Raw genomic sequence first — 14,568 nt, 5'->3', positions numbered from 1 at the left:
CTTACCCCCGGCTCCGGTATTGCTGGATCGCCTTCAGGCTCGTGTCGAGCGTGGGCAGCGCGACGGCGGCCGAGCCGTCGTTCACTTGCTTGAGCAGATCGCGCACGGTTTGCGTGTCTTTCGAGGCGCCGTCGAAGTAGCGCGCAAGCGTGGCGTCGGCGGCCGCGAGGTCGGACTTGAGCGTGTCCTGGTTGCGCGAGAGCAGCGAGAGGCGCGCCGAGAGCAAACGCAGCTTCAGGTTCTCGCGCACGAAGTAGCCTTGATCGGGCGACACGAGCATGGCGTCCGCGTTGTCGATGCGGCGCACCTGCACGAGGCTCGCGATCTGCTTGCCCACGCCGTCGACGAACGTGTCGATCCACACCTTCCATTTCGCCTGATTGGTCGCCGCGGCAACCTTTGCGACATCGGCGGGCTGCGCAGCTTCGGGCTTCGTATGCGCGACGATCGCTTCGCCCGAGAGCGGCAGCGAGTCGATCTGGCCGAGCGCGGTGTCGAGCTTGATGGCGAGGCCTGTGAGGTCCGTGGACGGCGCGGCCTTGAGCTTGTCGATGTCCTGCGCGATGGCCTTGCGCACGGCGATGGCTTGCGCGTTCTCCGAAGCGGCGAGGCGCGTGTCCGCGCTTTGCAGCGCGAAGAGCGCGAGCTGCGTGTTGCCCGTGAGCTGGAGCTGTTCGCTCGCACTCGAGAGCATCTGGCCGACTTCGGCGAGCGTCCAGTCGTCGCGGCTCTTCGAAAGATCGGCGTATTGCTGCGCGAGCGCCTGCTGCGAAGTCTGTGCGTCGGCGATCTTGCCTTCGAGCTGGGCGATCTGCTTGTCGAGCTGCTGCGCACCCGAGACGGCCTCGTCGGTGCGTGCGCGCAGCGCGGCGATCTGCTGCTCGCCTGCCTGCTGGCGCTGCGCGAGTTGCGTGTCGAGCCGGTCGAGCTTGCGGTTGAGCGCGTAGCCGCCCGCTCCTGCGCCTGCCGCGATCAGCACCACGACGAGCCATAGCAGCGCCGAGCCCGCGCCGCGGCGTGCCGCGCCCGGCGGCTGGGTCAGCGGCGCGGAAGACCCCGTGCCCGACGACGCATACGACGGCCGCGCCGACGCGCTGGCCGAAGCCGACGCGCCGGAGGAAACCGCCGCGCCCGTGGCGACGGCACCCTGGTTTGCTGTGCTGCTTGAGTTGTTCGAATCTGTCATGCGTGGGTTGGCCGGCGTCTGGGCCGGAGTGTTCTGAACCGGTTGAACAACGGAAGAAGCGAGGCCTAGCAGCGTCTCGACGATGCGTTCGTCGCCCGCGCCGGACACCGTAATCCTATCAAAACCCATTGAGCGCGCCGTCTCGGCGATCCGCGGGTGAGGCGCGACGAGCGGCGCATGACGCAGTTCGACGATCTCGCCCGCCGTGAGGTGCTCGCGCGCGAGTTCGTCGAGGTTGCGCACGCCCTCGGAACTCGTGACGAGCCACGCGTGCGGCGCGCCTTCGAGCAGCGCGTGCACCTGTGTCCACGTGGCGATGGGCGGCTCGGGCACGACACGGCGGTAAGCCGCTACGGTCTCCACCTCGGCGCCCGCTTCGCGCAGACGCTCGGCGAGCCACTCGCGGCCGCCGTCGCCGCGCACGATCAGCACGCGCTTGCCGGCAAAGGCGTCCGCGCCGAAGGTCTTCTCGAGCGCCGCGTAAAGCGACTCCGAATCGAAGCGCGCAGGCTCTTCTTCCCCCGCGCCCGCAGGGCTCACGACGCGATGCTCGGGCTCGGCCACGCCGTGACGCTCGAGCGCGGCCACGCTCGCCGGGCCGACCACGGCAACGGGCAGCGCGGGCGGCCAGATCGAGGACACCGAGGCATAGCATGCGAACGCGCGATCGACTGCGTTCGGCGAAACGAACACGACGAGCGCATAGCGTTCGAGCGCACCGAGCGCGGCGCGCAACGGCGCTTCGTCGGTCACGGGCGCAATGGAGATGAGCGGGAAGTCGAGCGTGCGCATGCCGCGCTGCGCGAGCCGCCCGGCGAGCCCATCCGACTGACCGGCCGGCCGGGTAATGACGACGGTGAACGGCGTGCTGCCGCTACCCGCGCTTGCCGACGACGCGCGCTTCGCGCCGGTGGAGGCGTCGCCCGGGCCGCCCCACTCGTCGGGCTGGCCGGCGTTGCCGCGCGGTTGCCAGGGGCCGGCCATCATCGGGAGGCCGGGCCTTCGCCCGTGCCGGTTGGGTTGTTCATGGCAGCGCCCGTTTGAGGCGCCGTATTCGGGCCGTCGGCGGCCTGGGCCGCATCCGCGAGCGCACGCACGATCTCGAGCGCGCCTTGCGCGATGAGGTCGTCGGCAACGCTGCGGCCGAGCGCGACGGCCTCGTCGACCGTGGACGCCGCGGTGGCCTCCTGCGCGGCGAGCACACGGCTCGCGTCGGGCGTGGCGATCGTGCCGCGCAGCGCGAGCATGCCGTCGTGCCACTGCGCGTAGGCCGCGAGCGGCACCGTGCAGCTGCCGCCCAGTGCGCGCGAAACCATGCGCTCGGCCTCGACGGCCTTCGCGGTGGCGTCGTCGTGCAGCGGCGCGAGCCATGCGGCGATATCGGCGCGGTCGGCGCGGATTTCGATGCCGAGCGCGCCCTGGCCCGCCGCCGGCAAGCTGTCCTCGGGCTCGATCAGCGCACGGATGCGCGCGCCGAGGCCAAGACGCTTCAAGCCCGCAGCCGCGAGAATGATGGCCGCGTAGTCGCCGCGATCGAGCTTGGCGAGGCGCGTGTCGAGATTGCCGCGCAACGGCTTCACGTCGAGATGCGGATAGCGCGCACGGATCATCGACTCGCGGCGCAGGCTGGACGTCCCCACCACGCTGCCCGCGGGCAACGCGGCGAGCGAATCGTAATCGTTGGAGACGAACGCGTCGCGCGGGTCCTCGCGCTCCATGATGGCCGCGAGCGTGAAGCCTTCGGGCAACTCCATCGGCACGTCCTTGAGCGAGTGCACCGCGAGATCGGCGCGGCCCTCGGCCAGCGCCTGCTCCAGTTCCTTCACGAAAAGACCCTTGCCGCCCACCTTCGAAAGCGTGCGGTCGAGAATTTGATCGCCGCGTGTCGTCATTCCAACAATTTTCACGTCGCAGGCTGGATATAATTTGTGCAGCGCAGCTTGCACATGCTCTGCCTGCCACATCGCGAGGCGGCTCTCCCGCGAAGCGATCACCAGGGTGCGGGGCATGGGCGCGGATAACGTCTCGGAGTTCATGGCAAGTACATCGAATGACGGGATGAAAAGCAGGATCGGATAACAGGCAATGTTAGCACGCGCCCTTTTTACCGCCTCCCCGCAGGGACAGGCTGGGAAGGCGCGGGCGGCGGCAAGGAAGAGACTCTGGCGTTGCACGCGGCGCCTACTGTATTCATCGTAGGCAATTTGGTACGCAATGCGCCGCGAGCCGGCCACTGGCGATACGTCATGGACACGGCGGCCCGAAGAGGCTGCGTGACTGGCGCGCGCAGGGTGCGCGTGTGGCGCATGCGCAGCCCGCATGGCTGCGGCCATCGCCGCGGTGGCGCTTCGGCTTGCGTACGCGCTCGCAGCGGCGCACTCTCCAGCAACGCCTGCACCCGGCGCACCGCCTTTGGCGGCCCGCACCGCCTCTGCACTATCCGCACGGCTCACGCAGGGTGGCACCTTCCACCCTCTCCAGGTTGCACCCGCAGTACACGGCCCGGCACGTGCCGCGGCCATGCAGTTGGTAGTTCTCCGACTAACCTGCCCATATCCTGGCAAGCCTCAAGGAAAACATCGTGAAGTCTTCAGGCTCGGCGCGCGCAGAGCGCCGCAACACCGCATCGCAGAACGCAACTTCGAAGGCCGCACCGGCCACGCCGTCCACGAAACCGGCGAAAACGACGAAGACTACGAAGACCACGAAATCCGTCACGACCAAACCGGCGACCCAGACCAAAGAGGCCGCCGAGGCCGTCAAGGCAGCAAAGGCGGTGAAGACGCCGAAGGCCGCTCAAGCCACGAAGGCCCCGAAGGCGGCGAAAGCCCCGAAAGCGGGCGCCGGCGTCTCGCGCAACGGCCGCGCGCGCGACGACAAGGACCAGCCGCTCTTCGAAGACATCCGCTTCCTGGGCCGCCTGCTCGGCGACGTGCTGCGCGAGCAGGAAGGCGACGCCGTGTTCGACGTGGTGGAGACCATTCGTCAGACCTCGGTGCGCTTTCGCCGCGAGGACGACAACGCCGACGCGCTCGCGCTGGAAAAGCAGCTGCGCGCGCTCTCGCCCGAGCAGACCGTGAGCGTCGTGCGCGCGTTCAGCTACTTCTCGCATCTCGCGAACATCGCTGAAGATCGCCACCGCAATCGCCGCCGCCGCATTCACGACCTCGCGGGCTCGGCTCCGCAGGCAGGCACCATCGCCCATTCGCTCGAACGTCTCGCGCAAGCGGGCTCCGCCGCGACGCCGGTGCTCCAGCAGTTCTTCAACGACGCGCTGATCGTGCCCGTGCTCACCGCGCACCCCACCGAAGTGCAGCGCAAGAGCACGCTCGACTCGCAGCACGACATCGCACGCCTGCTCACCGAGCGCGACCAGCCGCTTACGCACCGCGAACTCGAACACAACGAGCAACTGCTGCGCGCACGCGTGACCTCGCTCTGGCAAACGCGCATGCTGCGCGACTCGCGCCTGACCGTTGGCGACGAAATCGAGAACGCGCTTTCGTATTACCACACGACCTTCCTCACCGAGATCCCCGCGCTCTACAGCGAGATCGAAACGCAGTTGAAGGAGCACGGCCTTTCGGCGCGCCTGCCCGCGTTCTTCCAGATGGGCAGCTGGATTGGCGGCGACCGCGACGGCAACCCGAACGTCACCGCCGCCACGCTCGAAGAAGCGAGCGAGCGCCAGGCGCAGGTGATCCTCCAGCATTACCTCGACGAGGTGCACCGTCTGGGCGCCGAGCTTTCGGTGTCGAACCTGCTCGCGGGAGCAAGCGATGAACTGAAGGCGCTGGCCGAAGCCTCGCCCGACCAGTCGCCGCACCGCGTGGACGAGCCGTATCGCCGCGCGCTGATCGGCGTGTACACGCGCCTCGCCGCCAGCGCACGCGTGCGCCTGGGCGAAGGCGTGGTGGCCGTGCGCAGCGCGGGCCGCAACGCCGCGCCGGTGCGCGCGAAGCCCTATGCCGATGCGGATGAGTTCTCGCGCGACCTGCATATCCTGATGGATTCGCTTGCCGAGCATCATGGCGCGTCGCTCGCGACCACGCGTCTCGCGCCGCTCATGCGCGCCGTCGACGTGTTCGGCTTCCATCTCGCCTCGATCGATCTGCGCCAAAGCTCGGACATTCACGAAGCCGTGATTACGGAGCTGCTCGCGCGCGCCGGCGTCGAAGCCGACTACGCGGCGCTTTCGGAAGAAGACAAGCAGATCGTGCTGCTCGCGCAGCTCGCCGACCCGCGCACGCTGCGCTCGCCGTACCTCGATTATTCGGACCTCGTGAAGAGCGAGCTGGGCGTGCTGGAAATGGCGCGCGTGACGCGCGAGAAGTTCGGCGCGCGCGCGGTGCGCAACTACATCATCTCGCACACCGAAACGGTTTCCGACCTGCTCGAAGTCCTGTTGCTGCAAAAGGAAACCGGCCTCGTGAGCGGGCGCCTCGGCCACGCGGAAGACCCCGCGAAGGCCGCGCTGATGGTGATCCCGCTCTTCGAGACGATTCCCGACTTGCGCCACGCGCCGGGCATCATGCGCGACCTGCTCGCGCTGCCGGGCATCGACGGCATTGTCGAGCACCAGGGCAACGAGCAGGAAATCATGCTCGGCTACTCGGACAGCAACAAGGACGGCGGCTTCCTCACGTCGAACTGGGAGCTGTATCGCGCGGAGCTGGCGCTCGTCGCGCTGTACAAGCAGCGCGGCATCACGCTGCGTCTGTTCCACGGCCGCGGCGGCACGGTAGGCCGCGGCGGCGGCCCGACCTACAACGCGATCCTCTCGCAGCCGCCGGGCACGGTGGAAGGCCAGATCCGCCTCACGGAACAGGGCGAAGTCATCGCGAGCAAGTTCGGCAATCCGGAGATCGGGCGCCGCAACCTCGAAACGGTCATTGCCGCGACGCTTGAAGCGACGCTGCTGCCAATGGGCGGCGCGGGTAGCGCGCCCGATCAACTGCCCGCCTTCGAAGAGACGATGCAGCAGCTCTCCGACGCCGCAATGGCCGCGTACCGTTCGCTCGTGTACGAGACGCCCGGCTTCACCGACTACTTCTTTGCCTCGACGCCGATCACGGAAATCGCGGAACTCAACATCGGCAGCCGTCCGGCCTCGCGCAAGCTGCAGGACCCGAAGAACCGCAAGATCGACGATCTGCGCGCGATTCCGTGGGGCTTCTCGTGGGGCCAGTGCCGCTTGCTGCTCACGGGCTGGTACGGTTTCGGCAGCGCGGTGTCTTCATACCTCGACGATGCGGGCAGCGACGCCGAGCGCGCACGCCGCCTTGCGATGTTCAAGAAGATGTACAAGACCTGGCCGTTCTTCGCGAACCTGCTCTCGAACATGGACATGACGCTCGCGAAGACCGACCTCGCGGTGGCGTCGCGCTACGCGCAGCTCGTGGCCGACAAGAAGCTGCGCAAGCTCGTGTTCGAGCGCATCGTGGCCGAATGGGAGCGCACGACGAAGGTGCTCGGCGAGATCACGGGGGCGGCCGAACGGCTCGCCGACAACCCGCTGCTCGCACGCTCGATCAAGAACCGCTTCCCGTACCTCGATCCGTTGAATCACTTGCAGGTGGAGCTGATCAAGCGTTATCGCGCCGGCGACCCGAGCCCGCGCGTGCAGCGCGGGATTCATCTGACGATCAACGGGATTGCGGCGGGGCTGCGCAATACGGGTTAAGCGACGGGTCAAGCGTTCGCGCCGTGCTCATGGACAAACGGCGTCGTGCCTTCGCGGGCACGACGCCGTTTTTTGTTGCCGCAACGGGTGGTCAGTCCCGCCGCGTCGCCTCGATCATCAGCGCGTCGAGCTTGAACGAGAAATCGCTCTGCACATCGAAGTATTGGCGCACTTCATCGGGCGCGCGCTCCCACATCGAGCGGATCGCCGTCACGCGCTCGGGCGGCGTGCGCATACGCGCGACCCACGAATCGAAGTCGAGTGCGATGCGCCAGCGCTCGCTCACCTTCGCCTCGAAGCCGGCGGCATCCAGCATCGCAATCCACTCGTCGGCGCGATAGTCGCGAATGTGCGAAGCGTCGCGCAACAGTTCGATCGCCTGAATATGCGTGTCGTAAAGCGGATCGTCGATGCCCGCGATGTCGATGAACTTCAGCCGGCCGCCCGGTTTGAGCACGCGGTACACCTCGGCCAGCGCGCGCGGCACGTCGCGCCAGTGATGCGCGCTCATGCGGCTCACGGCCCAGTTGAAGCTCGCGTCGGCGAACGGCAGCGTTTCCGCCGCGCCCTGCTGCGTGCGCACCGTCGTCAAGCCGCGCTCCTTCGCGGCGGCTTGAACCGTGGCGAGCATCTGCGGGGCGATGTCGTAGGCCACGACTTCACGCACGTGCGGTGCCACGGCAAAGCTCGCGTGGCCCGCGCCGCAGCCCATGTCCAGCACCGTCGCATTGCCGCAGGTGGCCGCGAAGGTCGCGGCGAGGTTCTCCAGATCCGCGCCGCTCGCGTGGACCTGGCTCGTGAGGTAGGCGGCGGCGGTCGAGCCGAATGCGTCGGCGACCTGATCGTGATGCTTCATCGCATGCTCCTTTTGCGGGTTCTTATGCGGTGCTTTATGTAGGGCGCGAAGCGTCGAGCGCTGCGCGTAGCGGGTGCTGCAATCTCCGGGCGGTCTGACGTGGCGGCCCGTCGCCGCGTCAGACGCTACAATAGAGCCCGTTCTGTACCAGTACAAGTTAAGCGATTATTCTGGTATCGCCGCCACCTGCCCCACACCCAATGAGCCTCGACACGCCCGCCGCCGCCAGCGGCTCCGCCAAGACCCTCGACGCGACGCCCGCCCGCGCGCTCGGCGAATTCATCCGCGCCCATCGCGAGCGCCTCTCGCCCGCGGAGGTCGGCCTGCCGCCGGGCCCGCGCCGCCGCACGCCGGGCCTGCGCCGCGAAGAAGTCGCGCAGTTGTGCGGCGTGAGCCCGACCTGGTACACGTGGATCGAGCAGGGTCGCCCCGTTTCGGCGTCGGCGGACGCGCTCGCGCGCATCGCCGTCGCGCTGCGGCTCTCGCGCGCCGAGCGCGCCTATCTGTTCGAGCTGGCTGCGCAGCGCGACCCCGCCGAGCCCGACCCGGCCACCGCCGCGGACGCCCCCGCCACGCTTTTGCAGACGGTGAAGCTCGTCGACGCCCCCGCCTACGTGCTCGACCGCCAGTGGACCGCGCTCGCGTGGAACGCCCATGCGGCGGACCTCTTCACGGGCTGGCTCGACGGCGAGCACGACCGCAACCTGCTGCGCTTCACCTTCACCGAGCCGCTCGGGCGCGAGCTGATCGTGGACTGGGAAACGCGCGCGCGCCGCCTCGCCGCCGAGTTCCGCGCCGATTCGATCCGCCATCTGAACGATGCGCCCACGCGCGCGCTGATCGATTCGCTGATCGCCGCGAGCGACGAGTTCACGCGCTTCTGGGCCTCGCAGGACGTGTTCGAGCGCGAGGGCGGCCGGCGCGAGTTCAACCATCCGCGCCATGGCCGCATTGCCTACGACCAGATCACCTTCAAGCCCGCTCACCGCGAGGATCTCAAGCTCGTGGTGCTGGTGCGGCTTTGAGCGCGGCCTGGCGACGGCCCGGCAAGCGCCCGATGTTAAAATTGTGGTCTTTCATGCCGTGCGAGACGTAACGCGCCGCGCGGCCCGCGCTTTTTCACGCTCATCACGCTCGTTCACGCCCCATCACCATGACGTCCCAACTGCACAAAAAAGGCGAAGCCTGGTCGGCTCGCTTCTCCGAACCCATGTCGGAGCTGGTCAAGCGCTACACGTCGTCGGTCTTCTTCGACAAGCGTCTCGCGCTGGTCGACATCGAGGGCTCGCTCGCGCACGCGTCGATGCTGGCCGCGCAGAAGATCATCTCCGCCGACGACCTCGCCGCCATCCAGGGCGGCATGGCTAAGATCAAGGGCGAGATCGAGCGCGGCGAATTCGAGTGGCTGCTCGACCTCGAAGACGTGCACCTGAACATCGAAGCGCGCCTGACCGCCCTGATCGGCGATGCAGGCAAGCGCCTGCACACGGGCCGCTCGCGCAACGACCAGGTCGCGACCGATATCCGCCTGTGGCTGCGCGGCGAGATCGACCGCATCGGCGGCCTGCTCGGCGACCTGCGCGGCGCGCTGCTCGATCTCGCTGAACAGCACTCGGGCACGATCATGCCCGGCTTCACGCACCTGCAGGTGGCGCAGCCGGTCACGTTCGGCCATCACCTGCTCGCCTACGTGGAAATGTTCACGCGCGACGCCGAGCGCATGGTCGACTGCCGCAAGCGCGTGAACCGTCTGCCGCTGGGCGCGGCGGCGCTCGCGGGCACGAGCTACCCGATCGACCGCTTCGCCGTGGCGAAGACGCTGGGCTTCGACGGCATCTGCGCGAACTCGCTCGACGCCGTCTCCGACCGCGACTTCGCGATCGAATTCACGGCAGCCGCCGCGCTCGTGATGACGCACGTCTCGCGCTTCTCGGAAGAACTGGTGCTGTGGATGAGCCCGCGTGTGGGCTTCATCGACCTGGCCGACCGCTTCTGCACGGGCTCGTCGATCATGCCGCAGAAGAAGAACCCGGACGTGCCGGAACTCGCGCGCGGCAAGACCGGCCGCGTGAACGGCCACCTCATGGCGCTCCTCACGCTCATGAAGGGCCAGCCGCTCGCGTACAACAAGGACAACCAGGAAGACAAGGAGCCCCTGTTCGACACCGTCGATACGGTGGCGGACACGCTGCGCATTTTCGCGGAGATGGTGGCGGGTATCACGGTCAAGGAGCAGGCCATGCGCGCGGCAGCGCTGCAAGGCTTCTCCACGGCCACGGATCTGGCCGACTACCTCGTCAAGAAGGGCCTGCCATTCCGCGACGCGCACGAAGCGGTGGCGCACGCCGTTCGTATCTGCGTGGACCGCAACTGCGATCTCGCCGACCTCACGCTCGACGAGATGCGCCGCGAACTGCCGGCCGTCTCGCACCTGCTGGCCGAAGACGTGTTCGAAGTGCTGACGCTCGAAGGCTCGGTCTCGGCGCGCAACCATGCGGGCGGCACCGCGCCCGAGCAGGTGCGTGCGGCCATCGCAGCGGCGCGCGCGGCACTCAAGTAAGCGAAGCCTGGCGGGCGCAATGCGCCCGCACTCGCAGGCCAACCGGGCGCGCGACGGACCCTGTCGCGCGCCCGGTTTGTTTTTGCGGCGGCGCATCGCATGACGAGGCGGATGACAGCGCGCATGACAACGCGCTGTACCCGCAGCAAAATGCCGGAAGTGTGCGCCCGGCAGTCGCACGCCATGGCCTACGATCCCGCGCCATACTGACGTATTGCTCCGTCAGGTTTTGTCTTCGCTTCCACTCCCTGCTTCCATGATCGTCCGCCCTCACCTCCACTGGTTCCGCATGCTGCTCGCGTGGCGCGGCTCCGTGTTGCCGCAGCTACTGCCGCGCCTGTTCATCGTGCTGGTCCTCTCGATCATCGCGGTGGCCGCGCACGATCACATCCTCAAGCTCACGGTGAACCTGAGCACGGTGCCGTTTTCGCTGATCGGCATCGCGCTTGCGGTGTTTCTCGGCTTTCGCAACAGCGCGAGCTACGACCGCTACTGGGAAGGCCGCAAGCTGTGGGGGCAAATGCTCAACGAAACGCGCTCGCTGGTGCGCGAGGCGCTCACGCTGCCTCGCAACGGCGACGAAGCCGCCACGCGCGAACGAGCGCGTGAATTGGCCGGAATGCTTGCCGCGCTGCCGCATGCGCTGCGCCATCAATTGCGCAACACCGACCCGCGCGCCGATCTCGAAGCACGCTTGCCGCTTGCACTGTTCGAGCGCGTGATGGCCTCGCGCTACCGGCCGGCCACGCTCATGCTGTGCGCCTCGGAATGGGTCCGGCGCGAGACGCGCGAAGGGCGCCTCGACGGCTACGCGGTGCTCGCGTTCGAGCACAATCTCAATGGAATTTCAGACGTGATCGGCGGTTGCGAGCGCATCGTCTCCACGCCGCTGCCGTTCGCCTATACGGTGATGATTCATCGCACCGTGTACTTCTTCTGCGCGATGCTGCCGTTCGGCCTCGTCGACAGCATTGGCGGTTTGACGCCGATCTTCGCCGTGTTCGTGGCCTACGCGTTCATGGCCCACGAGGCGATCGCCTCGCAGCTCGAAGACCCGTTCGGCACCGAGGACAACGACCTCGCACTCAACATGATGTCGTCCGGCATCGAGGTCGCGTTGCACGACCTGATGGGCGAGCCCACGTCGCTGCCGGCGCGTGCGCCGGAGCAGTTCATCATCGACTGAACAGCCGCGGCCTCAGTGGTTGTTCACCGTCTCGGCCAGACGCTTCAAGGTCGCAAGACGCCCGCCTAGCAGATCGAGCCGCGCATGCTCGTCGATGAGCGGCGTGGTCGCGTCGCGATACGCGCGCCAATCGCTTTGTGCGCGCGCGAGCGTCGGCCGCGCGTGCTTCGGCATGCGCGCATACAGCTGACGGTAGTAGCGATTGAGGTCGTAGCTCACGTGCTCGCAGCGCGCGTCGGCGCTGCAGGCGCGCGCCTGCGGCGTGTCGCCGCTGTATGTGGCCGCCTGGTTGCGCAGCGCGAGCGCGCGCTCGCGCACCGGTTGCAGGCGCATGTCCGCCTCGTAGAGCGGGTAGGTGCTGCCGCTCGTGGTCGCGAACGCAGCGCCGAGCATGGTGTCCTCGGCGTCGCGCCAGGCCACCCACTTCTGCTGGCTCAGCTGCCAGCGCTTTTGCTGCGCGGGCGGCAACTTCGCGAGCAGTTGCGTGAGGGCGGTGCCGGCGGCCGTGCGCCACGCGCTGCGCGCGTCGTCCATGCACTGGATCTGCCCGGCCGTCGACGACCGGTCCGCGCGCGCGAGGCACGTGCGCATGGCCGTGTCGATCGGATCGGCCGCCGCGACCTCGGCGTGCGCCGCCGGCGCCACGGCGAACAGCACCGTGGCCACCGAAACCAGCGACAGCGCCGAGCCCGTCGCAGCAAAGAAACGCGTTAGCCGCGCCGATGAACCACCTAACATTGCCCTGCCCTCGCGCGTTCAGTCGCGCACGCAATCCACGAAATACTCGATACGGCCGTTGATGGTCTCGCCCACGAGCCCGTGGATGTCGGTGTGGAAGCCCGGGAAGCGCTCGTTGAACTCGCGCGCGAACTTCAGGTAATTCACGATCGTCTTGTTGAAGCGCTCGCCCGGAATCAGCAGCGGAATGCCCGGCGGATACGGCGTGAGCAGGATCGACGTGACGCGGCCTTCGAGTTCGTCCACGGGCACGCGGTCGATCTCGCGGTGCGCGAGCTTCGCAAAGGCGTCCGAAGGCTTCATCGCGGGCTCCATGCTCGAGAGGTACATCTCGGTCGTGAGGCGCGCGATGTCGTTGGCACGGTAGACGCTGTGGATCTGCTGGCACAGGTCGCGCAGGCCCACGCGCTCGTACATCGGATGCTGCGAGACGAACTCGGGCAACACGCGCCACAGCGGCTGGTTGTTGTCGTAGTCGTCCTTGAACTGCTGGAGTTCGGTGACCATCGAATTCCAGCGGCCCTTCGTAATGCCGATCGTGAACATGATGAAGAACGAGTAGAGACCCGTCTTCTCCACGATGATGCCGTGCTCGGCCAGATACTTCGTGACGATCGCGGCCGGAATGCCCGTGTCGCCGAATTCACCGTCCACGTCCAGACCCGGCGTGACGATGGTCGCCTTGATCGGGTCGAGCATGTTGAAGTTTTCGGCGAGCGCGCCGAAGCCGTGCCAGTGGTCGTTCGGGCGCAGCATCCAGTCTTCGCGCGAGCCGATGCCTTCCTCGGCCAGCTCGTCCGGACCCCAGACCTGGAAGAACCAGTCGTCGCCGTATTCGGCGTCGACCTTGCGCATGGCGCGGCGGAAGTCGAGCGCTTCGGCGATCGACTCTTCCACCAGTGCCGGGCCGCCCGGCGCTTCCATCATCGCCGCGGCCACGTCGCACGACGCGATGATCGCGTACTGCGGGCTCGTGGACGTATGCATGAGATACGCCTCGTTGAAGCGATGGCGATCGAACGCGCTGTCTTCCGAGTCCTGCACCACGATCTGCGAAGCCTGCGAGATGCCGGCGAGCAGCTTGTGCGTGGAGTGCGTGGCGAACACGAGCGCCTTGGTGCGCGGACGGCCCGCGCCGATCGCGTGCATGTCCTGGTAGAACTCGTGGAATTCGGCGTGCGGCAGCCAGGCTTCGTCGAAGTGCAGCGTGTCGAGCATGTCGCCGAGCAGATCCTTGATCATCTCGACGTTGTAGATCACGCCGTCGTATGTGCTCTGCGTGATCGTCAGAATGCGCGGCTTCAGATTCGGGTTCTTCGCGAGCGCTTCACGGGCGAACGGGTTCGCTTCGATCTTCTTGCGGATGTTTTCCGGCTTGAACTCGTCGCGCGGAATCGGGCCGATGATGCCGAAGTTGTTGCGCGTGGGCGTGAGGAACACCGGAATCGCGCCCGTCATCGTGATCGCGTGCAGGATCGACTTGTGGCAGTTGCGGTCCACGAGCACGATGTCGCCCGGCGCGACCGTGGCGTGCCAGACGATCTTGTTCGAGGTGGACGTGCCGTTGGTCACGAAGAACACGTGGTCGGCGCTGAAAATGCGCGCCGCGTTGCGCTCCGAGGCCGCGACCGGGCCCGTGTGATCGAGCAGCTGGCCGAGTTCCTCGACCGCATTGCAGACGTCGGCGCGCAGCATGTTCTCGCCGAAGAACTGGTGGAACATCTGGCCGAGCGGGTTCTTCAGGAACGCGACGCCCCCCGAGTGACCCGGGCAGTGCCACGAGTACGAACCTTCGTCGGCGTACTTCACGAGTTCCTTGAAGAACGGCGGCGAGAGCGCGTCGAGATACACCTTCGCTTCGCGAATCACGTGGCGCGCGACGAACTCCGGCGTGTCCTCGAACATGTGAATGAAGCCGTGCAGCTCACGCAGGATGTCGTTGGGCAAGTGGCGCGAGGTGCGCGTTTCGCCGTACAGGAAGATGGGGATGTCGGCGTTGCGCTTGCGCACCGCCTCCATGAACGCGCGCAGTGCGACGATCGCGGGCGCGTGCTCCGGCGCTTCGCCATCCGAGCCTTCCACGTAGGGCAGCAGCTCGTCGTCGTCGATCGAGAGAATGAAGCAGGCCGCGCGGCTCGACTGCTGCGCGAACGACGTGAGGTCGCCGTAGCTCGTCAGCCCGAGGACTTCCGCGCCCTCTTTCTCGATGGCTTCGGCCAGTGCCCGGATGCCGGAACCCGAGATGTTCTCGGAGCGAAAGTCTTCGTCGATGATGACGACGGGAAAACGAAACTTCATGGGCGATTCTCCAAAAGAAACGACCGCTGCATATGACGCGCAGCGGTCCCCGTATGTCGTT

9 protein-coding genes are annotated in these 14,568 nt (G+C 67.3%); 4 read left to right on the top strand and 5 right to left on the bottom strand.

Features of this window, described 5'->3' with window-relative positions; all coding sequences use genetic code 11:
• Position 1: 1 nt before the first annotated feature.
• Together hemDX and hemC are read right to left on the bottom strand one after the other, a co-directional pair.
• The gene (gene hemDX, locus U5A65_RS24200) at positions 2–2,173 is read right to left on the bottom strand and encodes a fused uroporphyrinogen-III synthase HemD/membrane protein HemX (RefSeq protein ID WP_321947815.1); all 2,172 of its coding nucleotides are present in this window, start codon (positions 2,171–2,173) and stop codon (positions 2–4) included.
• Positions 2,170–3,222, bottom strand: coding sequence for a hydroxymethylbilane synthase (hemC, locus tag U5A65_RS24195; protein ID WP_321947813.1), 1,053 nt, complete (start codon positions 3,220–3,222; stop codon positions 2,170–2,172). Before hemC ends, hemDX begins: the two co-directional genes overlap by 4 nt.
• Before the next feature lie 545 nt (positions 3,223–3,767).
• Here hemC and ppc point away from each other — a divergent pair.
• A complete protein-coding gene (ppc, locus tag U5A65_RS24190) occupies positions 3,768–6,869 on the top strand; it encodes a phosphoenolpyruvate carboxylase (RefSeq protein WP_321947811.1) in 3,102 nt (1,033 codons plus the stop codon).
• A gap of 91 nt (positions 6,870–6,960) precedes the next feature.
• Here ppc and U5A65_RS24185 read toward each other — a convergent pair whose 3' ends face one another.
• Positions 6,961–7,725, bottom strand: a complete 765-nt coding sequence (locus U5A65_RS24185; protein ID WP_321936479.1) for a class I SAM-dependent methyltransferase — start codon at positions 7,723–7,725, stop codon at positions 6,961–6,963.
• A gap of 200 nt (positions 7,726–7,925) precedes the next feature.
• Here U5A65_RS24185 and U5A65_RS24180 point away from each other — a divergent pair, with 200 nt between their 5' ends.
• The 3 genes from U5A65_RS24180 (at position 7,926) to U5A65_RS24170 (ending at position 11,471) form a co-directional block, all read left to right on the top strand.
• Complete coding sequence (locus tag U5A65_RS24180) at positions 7,926–8,750, top strand: helix-turn-helix transcriptional regulator (RefSeq protein ID WP_321912710.1); 825 nt, start codon at positions 7,926–7,928, stop codon at positions 8,748–8,750.
• A gap of 128 nt (positions 8,751–8,878) precedes the next feature.
• Complete coding sequence (gene argH, locus U5A65_RS24175; RefSeq protein WP_321947809.1) at positions 8,879–10,285, top strand: argininosuccinate lyase; 1,407 nt, start codon at positions 8,879–8,881, stop codon at positions 10,283–10,285.
• 256 nt (positions 10,286–10,541) lie between these two features.
• Positions 10,542–11,471 carry a bestrophin family protein gene (locus U5A65_RS24170; RefSeq protein WP_321912713.1) on the top strand — a complete coding sequence of 310 codons (930 nt, stop codon included), beginning with the start codon at positions 10,542–10,544 and terminating at the stop codon, positions 11,469–11,471.
• A 12-nt stretch (positions 11,472–11,483) separates the two neighbouring features.
• Here the strand turns inward: U5A65_RS24170 and U5A65_RS24165 are convergent, their stop codons facing one another.
• Together U5A65_RS24165 and U5A65_RS24160 are read right to left on the bottom strand one after the other, a co-directional pair.
• The gene (locus tag U5A65_RS24165; RefSeq protein WP_321936477.1) at positions 11,484–12,209 is read right to left on the bottom strand and encodes a lysozyme inhibitor LprI family protein; all 726 of its coding nucleotides are present in this window, start codon (positions 12,207–12,209) and stop codon (positions 11,484–11,486) included.
• A gap of 18 nt (positions 12,210–12,227) precedes the next feature.
• The gene (locus U5A65_RS24160) at positions 12,228–14,507 is read right to left on the bottom strand and encodes an arginine/lysine/ornithine decarboxylase (protein WP_321947807.1); all 2,280 of its coding nucleotides are present in this window, start codon (positions 14,505–14,507) and stop codon (positions 12,228–12,230) included.
• Between the last annotated feature and the right edge of the window lie 61 nt (positions 14,508–14,568).

Source organism: Paraburkholderia sp. J10-1 (assembly GCF_905220165.1).
In the GTDB taxonomy this organism is placed as follows: domain Bacteria; phylum Pseudomonadota; class Gammaproteobacteria; order Burkholderiales; family Burkholderiaceae; genus Paraburkholderia.
Note: the sequence above shows the minus strand (reverse complement) of the source record. Positions and strands in the feature narration are given on the sequence as shown.